This window comes from Streptomyces sp. JB150, from assembly GCF_011193355.1.
In the GTDB taxonomy this organism is placed as follows: Bacteria; Actinomycetota; Actinomycetes; order Streptomycetales; family Streptomycetaceae; genus Streptomyces.
Genome location: NZ_CP049780.1, coordinates 2,773,210 through 2,782,068 on the forward strand (window position 1 = coordinate 2,773,210; position 8,859 = coordinate 2,782,068).

Annotated in this window: 7 protein-coding genes; 2 read left to right on the forward strand and 5 right to left on the reverse strand. The window is 70.9% G+C overall.

Translation table 11 applies throughout. The features are described from left to right. Nucleotides 1–275 precede the first annotated feature (275 nt). A complete protein-coding gene (locus G7Z13_RS13040; protein WP_165998937.1) occupies nucleotides 276–2,282 on the forward strand; it encodes a cellulose synthase catalytic subunit in 2,007 nt (668 codons plus the stop codon). Beyond that, complete coding sequence (locus G7Z13_RS13045; protein WP_165998939.1) at nucleotides 2,279–4,216, forward strand: kelch motif-containing protein; 1,938 nt, start codon at nucleotides 2,279–2,281, stop codon at nucleotides 4,214–4,216. The genes G7Z13_RS13040 and G7Z13_RS13045 overlap by 4 nt, the downstream gene beginning before the upstream one ends. Nucleotides 4,217–4,312: 96 nt before the next feature. Here the strand turns inward: G7Z13_RS13045 and G7Z13_RS13050 are convergent, their stop codons facing one another. From G7Z13_RS13050 to G7Z13_RS13070, 5 genes are all read right to left on the reverse strand, one after another. Then, on the reverse strand, nucleotides 4,313–5,335 hold the full coding sequence (locus G7Z13_RS13050) for a glycoside hydrolase family 6 protein (protein ID WP_165998941.1): 1,023 nt from the start codon (nucleotides 5,333–5,335) through the stop codon (nucleotides 4,313–4,315). Between the two features lie 63 nt (nucleotides 5,336–5,398). Continuing rightward, the gene (locus G7Z13_RS13055) at nucleotides 5,399–6,064 is read right to left on the reverse strand and encodes a class F sortase (RefSeq protein WP_165998943.1); all 666 of its coding nucleotides are present in this window, start codon (nucleotides 6,062–6,064) and stop codon (nucleotides 5,399–5,401) included. 2 nt (nucleotides 6,065–6,066) lie between these two features. Continuing rightward, entirely contained in the window at nucleotides 6,067–6,783 is a 717-nt protein-coding gene (locus G7Z13_RS13060) for a hypothetical protein (protein ID WP_165998944.1), read from the reverse strand. Between the two features lie 125 nt (nucleotides 6,784–6,908). Then, nucleotides 6,909–7,688 carry an HAD-IIA family hydrolase gene (locus tag G7Z13_RS13065; RefSeq protein WP_165998946.1) on the reverse strand — a complete coding sequence of 260 codons (780 nt, stop codon included), beginning with the start codon at nucleotides 7,686–7,688 and terminating at the stop codon, nucleotides 6,909–6,911. Nucleotides 7,689–7,877: 189 nt separating this feature from the next. Beyond that, complete coding sequence (locus G7Z13_RS13070) at nucleotides 7,878–8,711, reverse strand: hypothetical protein (RefSeq protein ID WP_165998948.1); 834 nt, start codon at nucleotides 8,709–8,711, stop codon at nucleotides 7,878–7,880. Nucleotides 8,712–8,859: the final 148 nt, after the last annotated feature.

Consider the following 8,859-nt stretch of genomic DNA (forward strand, 5'->3'; position numbering starts at 1 on the left):
GTAGAACCCTGGCTCTCAAGAGGCCGCGGATACGCGCCAATTGGGGGGCAGGGAAATCCGGTTGCCGGTTCTGGCGGGGAGAAGGGGGCCCCGGTTCATGAAGCGATGCCGAGGGGGGCATCATGCAACCGGAAGCTCGCAGTTCCATGTCTATAGGGTGTGGACCATGTGGTGAACTGCGGCGCACCACTGACACGCCCGGGAAGGTCGAGGGGGACCGGAACGGGCGAAGGAACCGACTGACACGCGCTGACCCGCGTGTGGGGGGATGACTCATGACGTCGACGCCGACGGGCGCCCGGCAGAACTTCGACCCGTCCCAGACCACTCAGCTGAGGGTGCCGGGGCACCGGCTGGGCACCACCGGGACTTTCCGGCGCATCAAGAAGACGCTGCCGAAGTACGACTACGAGCACTACAGCCGGCTCGCGGGTCCCCTCACCCAGCCCGACCCGAACAAGCCGTACACGGTGCAGTACCGCTCCCTGATCTCCCAGGAGCCGCACCGGATACGGGTGGCCCTGATGCTGATGGCCGCGCCGGTGCTCTCGGTGGTCCTGCTGGTCTGGCTGCTCCAGCCGGAGCACTGGACCGAGCGGGACTACCCGGCGTACGACTTCCTGCCCGCGCTCGACGTCGTCATGCTGGTCTCGATCGGTCTGATCGAGTTCTTCCGCTGCATGAACGTGGTGTCCAACGCGCACGCCACGCTGGTCGCCCGCGACCCGGTCCCGGTGGTCCCGGAGACCGGCACCAGAGTGGCCTTCCTCACCTCCTTCGTGCCCGGCAAGGAGCCGCTGGAGATGGTGACGAAGACCCTGGAGGCGGCCGTGCGGATCCGCCACCGGGGCGTGATGCACGTCTGGCTGCTCGACGAGGGCGACGACCCGGAGGTCAAGGAGGTCTGCGCCCGGCTCGGCGTGCGCCACTTCTCCCGCAAGGGCGTCGCGAAGTGGAACCAGGCCAAGGGACCGCACCGCGCCAAGACCAAGCACGGCAACTACAACGCCTGGCTCGACGCGCACGGCGACGACTACGACTACTTCGCCTCCGTCGACACCGACCACGTGCCGCTGCCCAACTACCTGGAGCGGATGCTCGGCTTCTTCCGCGACCCGGACGTCGGCTTCGTCATCGGCCCGCAGGTGTACGGCAACTACGACAACTTCGTCACCAAGGCCGCCGAGTCGCAGCAGTTCCTCTTCCACGCGCTGATCCAGCGGGCCGGCAACCGCTACGGCGGCCCCATGTTCGTCGGCACCTCCAACGCGGTGCGCATCAAGGCGCTCAAGCAGATCGGCGGCCTGTACGACTCGATCACCGAGGACATGGCCACCGGCTTCGAGATGCACCGCCACAAGAACCCGGCCACCGGCCGCAAGTGGAAGTCGGTCTACACCCCGGACGTGCTCGCCGTCGGCGAGGGCCCGAGCGCCTGGACGGACTTCTTCACCCAGCAGATGCGCTGGTCGCGCGGCACGTACGAGACGATCCTCAAGCAGTACTGGAAGGGCTGGTACTCGCTGCCGCCGAGCAAGCTCTTCAACTACACGATGATGATCATCTTCTACCCGATGTCCGCCCTGAACTGGATCCTGGCGGCGCTCAGCTGCGCCCTGTTCCTGGGCCTGGGCGCCTCGGGTGTGAACATCGACCCCACCGTGTGGCTGATGCTCTACGGCAACGCGTCCGCGCTCCAGATCGGCCTGTACGTCTGGAACCGCCGCCACAACGTCTCGCCGCACGAGCCGGAGGGCTCCGGCGGTGTCGCCGGCATGGTGATGTCCGCGCTGTCCGCGCCGCTGTACGCCAAGGCGCTGATCGACTCCGTGCTGCGCCGCAAGAGCAAGTTCGTGGTGACGCCCAAGGGCGACTCGGCCAGCCCGGACCGCTGGCTCGGCACCTTCCGGTACCACTGGTACTTCATCGTGATCTTCGGCGCCTCGATCGTCGCCGGGTTCGTCCTCGGCAACGCCCACCCGGCGATGGTCGTCTGGGCCCTGTTCGCGATGCTGATCACCGCCTTCCCCGTCTTCGTCTGGCGTCACGAACTGCGGCAGGCCAGGAAGAAGCCCGCGGCGAGGCATGCGCGGGCCGCCGCCGAGCCGCACCGGACGCAGCCGCTGCCCATCCCGCAGCAGCAGTCCGTCCCGCAGCAGCCCGCCGCGCCGCACGCCCCGCAGCCCCGGCCCACCTGGGCCGGCGCCGACGCGGGAAACGGCGGGGACAACGACCAGACCATGCAGATCGCCCTTGGTGGACTTGGGGGACGTAAGGAATGAAAGACCGTGCCGGCCGCCGCCGCGCCCGTCGATTCGCGATAGGCACGGCGGTGGTAGTCGCGCTGGCCGGGATGAACGGACCGTGGCTCTACCGCTTCGGTACCGAGAAGTACCACCAGTACCAGATCAACCGACCCGAGTACAAAGCGGAGAACGGCCACTGGGAGATCGTCGAATTTCCCGAGGAATACCGGCTGAACACCATTCACGCGGCGCTGCTGCGCACCGGCAAGGTGCTGCTCGTCGCGGGGTCGGGAAACAACCAGGACAACTTCGACGCGAAGAAGTACGACACCCGGATCTGGGACCCGGTGAAGGGCACCATCAAGAAGGTGCCGACGCCCAACGACCTGTTCTGCACCGGGCACACACAGCTGGCGAACGGCAATCTGCTCATCGCCGGCGGCACGAAGCGGTACGAGAAGCTCAAGGGTGACGTCACCAAGGCCGGCGGCCTGATGATCGTCCACAACGAGAACCCGGACAAGCCGATCACGCTGCCCGCCGGCACCAAGTTCACCGGCAAGGAGAACGGCAAGACGTTCGTCTCCCAGGACCCGGTGCTGGTGCCGCGCGCGAAGAAGGTCTTCGACCCGGCCACCGGCCGGTTCCTGCGCAACGACCCGGGCCTCGGACGCATCTACGTCGAGGCGCAGAAGAGCGGCGCGAAGTACGAGACCGGTACCCAGGACAACTACCGCGTGCAGGGCCTGACCGGCGCCGACGCCCGCAACACCTACGGCATCGCGCAGAAACTCGCCCTGGACAAGAAGGACTTCCAAGGCATCCGGGACGCCTACGAGTTCGACGTGGTCGCCGAGAAGTACATCAAGGTCGACCCGATGAAGGAGGCCCGCTGGTACCCGACGCTCACCACGCTGAGCGACGGGAAGATCCTCAGCGTCTCCGGGCTGGACGACATCGGCCAGCTGGTGCCGGGCAAGAACGAGATCTACGACCCGAAGACGAAGAAGTGGGCGTACACCGGCAAGGTCCGCCAGTTCCCGACGTATCCGGCGCTGTTCCTGATGCAGAACGGGAAGATCTTCTACTCGGGGTCCAACGCGGGCTACGGCCCGGACGACGTGGGGCGTGACCCGGGTGTCTGGGACGTGGACCGCAACACGTTCACGAAGATCCCCGGCATGAGCGACGCCGACCGGCTGGAGACCTCCGGGACGGTGCTGCTGCCGCCCGCACAGGACGAGAAGTACATGGTGATCGGCGGTGGCGGGGTCGGCGAGTCCAAGCTGTCCAGCGAGAAGACCCGGATCGTGGATCTGAAGGCGGACCGGCCGCGGTTCGTGGACGGGCCGTCGCTGGACAAGGGCACGCGCTACCCGCAGGCGTCGATCCTGCCGGACGACAGCGTGCTGGTGTCCGGCGGCTCGGAGGACTACCGGGGACGGGGCGACTCCAACATCCTCGAGGCGCGGCTCTACCACCCGGACGGCAACTCCTTCGAGCGGGTCGCCGACCCCCTGGTCGGGCGGAACTACCACTCCGGGTCGATCCTGCTGCCGGACGGGTCCGTGATGTTCTTCGGCTCCGACTCGCTGTTCGCGGACAAGGCGAACACCAAGCCGGGGAAGTTCGAGCAGCGGATCGAGATCTACCGGCCGCCGTATCTGTTCCGCGGGTCGCGGCCCTCGCTGTCCGGGGGGCCGCAGACGATCGAGCGCGGGGAGTCGGGGACGTTCACCTCCTCGGACGCCTCGTCCATCAAGAAGGTGCGGCTGATCCGGCCGAGCGCGTCCACGCATGTGACGGACGTGGACCAGCGGTCCATCGCGCTGCACTTCACGACGTCCGGGGACAAGGTGACCGTGACGGTGCCGGAGAACCGGAACCTGGTGCAGGCGGGGTGGTACATGCTGTTCGTCGACGACGAGCGGGGGACGCCGTCCGAGGCGCAGTGGGTTCGGGTGCCGTAGCGCTCCCGCGGGGTCGTTGTCGGGTGCCGTAGCGCTCCCGCGGGTTCGCTGTGGGGTGCGGGAGCGCTGTGGTACTGCGCGCAGTTCCCCGCGCCCCTAACTCCTCGATGCCCGGGCGAGCTTCAATGCGTACTCCGGCCACCACTCGCCCGCCTTCGGGCCGCCCTTGCATTCGCCGTCCGACTCTCCGGGGCGTTTGATCCACAGGTAGGCGTCGACCAAGGGGTCGGCCGTCTTGGTGGTGGGGGTCTCGCCCAGGGCGCGGCCCGGGGGGTTGCACCAGCGCTCGTCCGGTTTGCCCTCGGTGTAGGGGCCGTTGCCGTTGCGGCTGGTGTCGATGACGAAGGGCTTGCCGCCGACCTTGGCGGACAGTTCCTTGCCGTAGGCGATGGAGTCCTGGGTCGTGTAGAAGTTCGAGACGTTGACGGAGAAGCCGTCGGCCTGGTCGATGCCGGCCCGCTTGAGGGGCTCGAAGATCTGGTCGGGGTGGCCCCAGCCGGCGTTGCCCGCGTCCAGGTAGACCTTGGTGTTCTTCAGGGACTTCAGGGTGGTGACGGCGCCCTTGAGCAGGTCGTAGCGCTCCTCGTGGTACTCGGGCGCCGTGCAGTTGTCGACCATGTGCAGGACGGCGTCCGGTTCCAGGACGACCGTCGCGGGGCGGTCGCCGATGCCCCGGGCGACGCGGTCGACGAACGCGCGGTAGGCGTCGCCGTCGGCGGCGCCGCCGCCGGAGAACTGGCCGCAGTCGCGGTGCGGGATGTTGTAGAGGACGAGCAGCGCGGTGCGGTCGGCCCGGGCGGCGGCCTCGGTGAAGCCGCGCGCCTGCTCCTCGGGGTTCTCGGGGCTGATCCACTCACCGGTCGGCTGCTGGGCTATCTTGCGGATCTGCCCGGCCTCGGCCTTCTTGCCGGCCTTCTCGTAGGCGGCGACCTGCCGGGCCGCGTTGCCGTCCGGGTTGACCCAGAACGGGGTGATGCTCCTGGGCTGCTGGGTGATGCCCGCCGCCGCCCCGTGCGCGGATTCCTCCTCGTCGTCGGAGGAGCATCCCGCGATCAGCAGTGCCGCCCCCAGCACCGCCGCGGTCGCCCGCACTCCGGCCGCCCCCCTGCTGCCGTACATCCCACTCCCCCTCGGGTGCAGCGCTGTTCCCGGCTCAATCCTGGCACAAGTCGCCGAGGCGGGTCAGAGGACCGTGCCGGTGAGGTAGGCGGAGACGATCACGTTGGCGGTGTAGCTGCGGCTCGCCTGGTCGAAGCTGCCGCCGCAGGTGATGAGCCGCAGTTCGGCGCGGCCGTCCTCGCGCGGCCCGTAGGCCTGCTGGGCGTCGAAGCGGTCGCGGGTGACGACCTGGATGTCGTCGACGGTGAACTCGGCGACCGTTCCGTCGTCGCGGACGACCCGCACGGTGTGTCCGGCGCGCAGGGCGCTGAGCTTGTAGAAGACGGCGGGCCGGGTCTCGGTGTCGACGTGGCCGACCATCACCGCGGTGCCGGCCGCGCCCGGTGCGGCGCCGGCCGCGTACCAGCCGACGACGCCCGGCTGGTCGTACGGCGGCGGGTCGACGGCGCCCTGGGCGTCGAGGCCGCGGGCGACCACCGGTGCCTGGATGCCGAGCCCGGGGATGTCGAGGCGCTGGGGCAGCGCCTCGCCGAGCGGGCTGCGGGCGGGTGGCAGCCGGACGTCCGGGGGACGCCCGACCGCCGCCATGTCACCGGTCTTCGGCCCGGATATGCCGTGCCCCACGTCGGTCGCCTCGCGGCCCCACAGCCACAGCCCGAGCAGCAGTACCGCCCAGGCCACGCCGGCGATCAGCCGTCCGGTGCCCGTGGTGTGTTCCCGGTCGGACATGGTCAGCCCGCCTTGCGGCCGCGGCGGGCGCGGCCGGTCATGACGGCCACGGCGGCGCCGGCCGCGAGGAGCAGTCCGGTGACCGTGTGGGCGGCCCCCGGTCCGGTGGAGCCGGTGTCGACGGCCGCCAGGTGCGCGGTGCCGCCGCCGCCCGCGCGGACCGGGGCGGTCGGCGAGGCGGGCGCGGTGGGCGTCAGCCGGTCCGGGGCGGCCGGCGACGCGGGGGCGACGGGCGCCGCCGGATCCAGGGCAGCCGACGACTCGGGCGCGGTGGACGCCGCCGGATCCGGGACGGCCGACGCGTCGGGCGCGACGGGCGCCGCCGGGTCCGCGGCAGCCGACGCGTCGGGTGCGGTGGACGCCGTCGGGTCCGCGGAGGCGGCGAGGCCGACGGTGAAGCGGGTCTTCAGCAACTTCTCGCCGCAGACGATCCTGACGTCGTAGGGGCCGGGGCGGACCGTGGAGCGGAGCTGGGTCTCCCCGGCGAGCGCGCCGTCGTCGGCGACCGTCAGCCGGGCGGCGGAGACGAACGCCTCCGAGGCGGCGGTGCCGGTCCGGCCGGGACACCCGGTGCCCCGCAGCGCGATCGCGCCGCCGGGCGCCGGGGAAGACGGACTGACCTGCACTCGGCCGCCGTCCGTCGCATGGGCCGGCGCCGGCGCGAGCGCGGCGGCGGCGGCCAGGACGCCGGTACTGAGAGTGAGTCGCAGAGAACTCATCGTGAACCTCCAGACACCTGGAGACTCCCCCGCGCCGCCCGGTCCCGCATCCTCAGCGGGGCCCTGGCTGGTCCGAACGGGTGGCGTTCGCCCCCCGGGTGGTTGACCCCGGTGGCGGCGGCCCTCTAGACGAGGTCCACGAGGTCGGCGATCGAGTCCACGACGTGCGAGGGCCGGTACGGGAAGTTCTCGACCTGCTCGGGCCGGGTCAGGCCGGTGAGCACGAGGAACGTCTGCATCCCGGCCTCGATGCCGGCCAGGACGTCGGTGTCCATCCGGTCGCCGATCATCGCGCTGGTCTCGGAGTGGGCGCCGATCGCGTTCAGGCCGGTGCGCATCATCAGCGGGTTGGGCTTGCCCGCGAAGTACGGCTTGCGGCCGGTCGCCTTGGTGATCAGCGCGGCGACCGCGCCGGTGGCGGGCAGCGGGCCCTCGGTGGACGGGCCGGTCTCGTCGGGGTTGGTGCAGATGAACCGGGCGCCGCCGTTGATCAGGCGGACCGCCTTGGTCATGGCCTCGAAGGAGTAGGTGCGGGTCTCGCCGAGGACGACGTAGTCCGGCTCGTGGTCGGTGAGGATGTAGCCGATGTCGTGCAGCGCGGTGGTCAGGCCCGCCTCGCCGATGACGTACGCCGAGCCGCCGGGGCGCTGGTCGTCGAGGAACTTGGCGGTGGCCAGGGCCGAGGTCCAGATGTTCTCGACCGGCACCTGAAGGCCCATGCGGTTCAGGCGGGCCTGCAGATCGCGCGGGGTGTAGATCGAGTTGTTGGTGAGGACGAGGAAGGGCTTGCCGGACTCGCGCAGCTTCTTGATGAAGGCCTCGGCACCCGGAACGGGGACGCCCTCGTGGATCAGAACCCCGTCCATGTCGGTGAGCCACGACTCGATGGGCCTGCGGTCTGCCATGTGCTGCAACTCCTGGCGTACGTGCGGATGTACTCGGGGGCGCCGGAACCACGGCGTACCGACGCCCCCAGCGTAGTCAGGAGGTGGTGATCCTGACCCCGCCGATCACCTGGTACCCGTGACCGGGCTCCTGGTGCCGCACCGGCCGGCCGTTCGTCCGGCGGACGGCCGGGCCGTGCCTCGGGGCGCTCAGGCGCGGCGCACCCGGGCGCGGTACAGGGCCGTGCCGGCCAGGAGGAGCAGGGCGACCGCGAGGGCGCCGTGGGCGAGGAGGGCGGGGCCGGTGGCGGCCAGCTCGTCGGGGCGGCCGGGGAAGGGGGTGGTGTCCGGCAGCCCCGGGGAGGGCGAGGCGTCGGGTTCCGCCGCCGGGGACGTCTTGGGGTCGCCCTCGGGGGCGGGGGTCTCGTCCGGAGCGGTACCGATGCCGAAGCGGTAGTCGTTCGACTGCCCGACCCAGTCCCCGTCGTCCTCCCGGCGCTGCACGACGGCCGCGGTCGCCGTGACCCGGTTCGGCCGGGCGTCCGGGGTGAACGCGAGGCGCACCTTGACCCTCACGGTGCCCTGCGGGCCGACGGTGAACCCGGGGAACCCGTCGTCGAACGCGCCCACCAGCTCGTCCCGGTCGGTCGCCACGAAGCGGACGGGGTGCGGTTCGGCGCGGGTGCCGTCGTAGAACTCCAGGCGCGCCTGGGAGGGCTTGAGCGTGCGCTTCTCGTCCACGAGGACGACCACCGGGTGGATGCCCGCGCAGGGGCGGTCGGTGGTGTTGGTGAGGTCCACGTACCAGGTCGCGTATCCCCCGCCGGCCGCGTACGCGACGGGGCCGCCGTGAATGCGGGTGGTGAGGGGGAAGGCGCGGCTGTCGGGGGCGGCGCAGCTGGGGGCCAGGGTGACGACCGGGCTCGGCACCGGGGTGGCGGCGGCGTGGGCCGGGACGGGGGCGGAGAGGAGGGCGGCGGCTGCTGCGAGGCAGAGGGGGGCGGGGGTGCGGTGGTGCCGGCGCGGTCTCGGAAACAGTCGCATGAACACATGACCATGCCGGGTGGGGGCGGGGGTGGGCGGCAGACGCTCCGGGAGGGGCGGGAAGTGCGCTCGATCAGCGGAGGGGTGGGAGAAGCGGCGGGAGCGGGGTGGGGGTGGGGTCGAGGGGCGGTTCTACGCCGCTGCGAGC

Bases quoted from the DNA above. Each gene is read 5' to 3' on its own strand.
- G7Z13_RS13040 (WP_165998937.1), top strand. From the start codon at position 276: ATGACGTCGACGCCGACGGGCGCCCGGCAGAACTTCGACCCGTCCCAG.
- G7Z13_RS13045 (WP_165998939.1), top strand. From the start codon at position 2,279: ATGAAAGACCGTGCCGGCCGCCGCCGCGCCCGTCGATTCGCGATAGGC.
- G7Z13_RS13050 (WP_165998941.1), bottom strand. From the start codon at position 5,335: ATGTACGGCAGCAGGGGGGCGGCCGGAGTGCGGGCGACCGCGGCGGTG.
- G7Z13_RS13055 (WP_165998943.1), bottom strand. From the start codon at position 6,064: ATGTCCGACCGGGAACACACCACGGGCACCGGACGGCTGATCGCCGGC.
- G7Z13_RS13060 (WP_165998944.1), bottom strand. From the start codon at position 6,783: ATGAGTTCTCTGCGACTCACTCTCAGTACCGGCGTCCTGGCCGCCGCC.
- G7Z13_RS13065 (WP_165998946.1), bottom strand. From the start codon at position 7,688: ATGGCAGACCGCAGGCCCATCGAGTCGTGGCTCACCGACATGGACGGG.
- G7Z13_RS13070 (WP_165998948.1), bottom strand. From the start codon at position 8,711: ATGCGACTGTTTCCGAGACCGCGCCGGCACCACCGCACCCCCGCCCCC.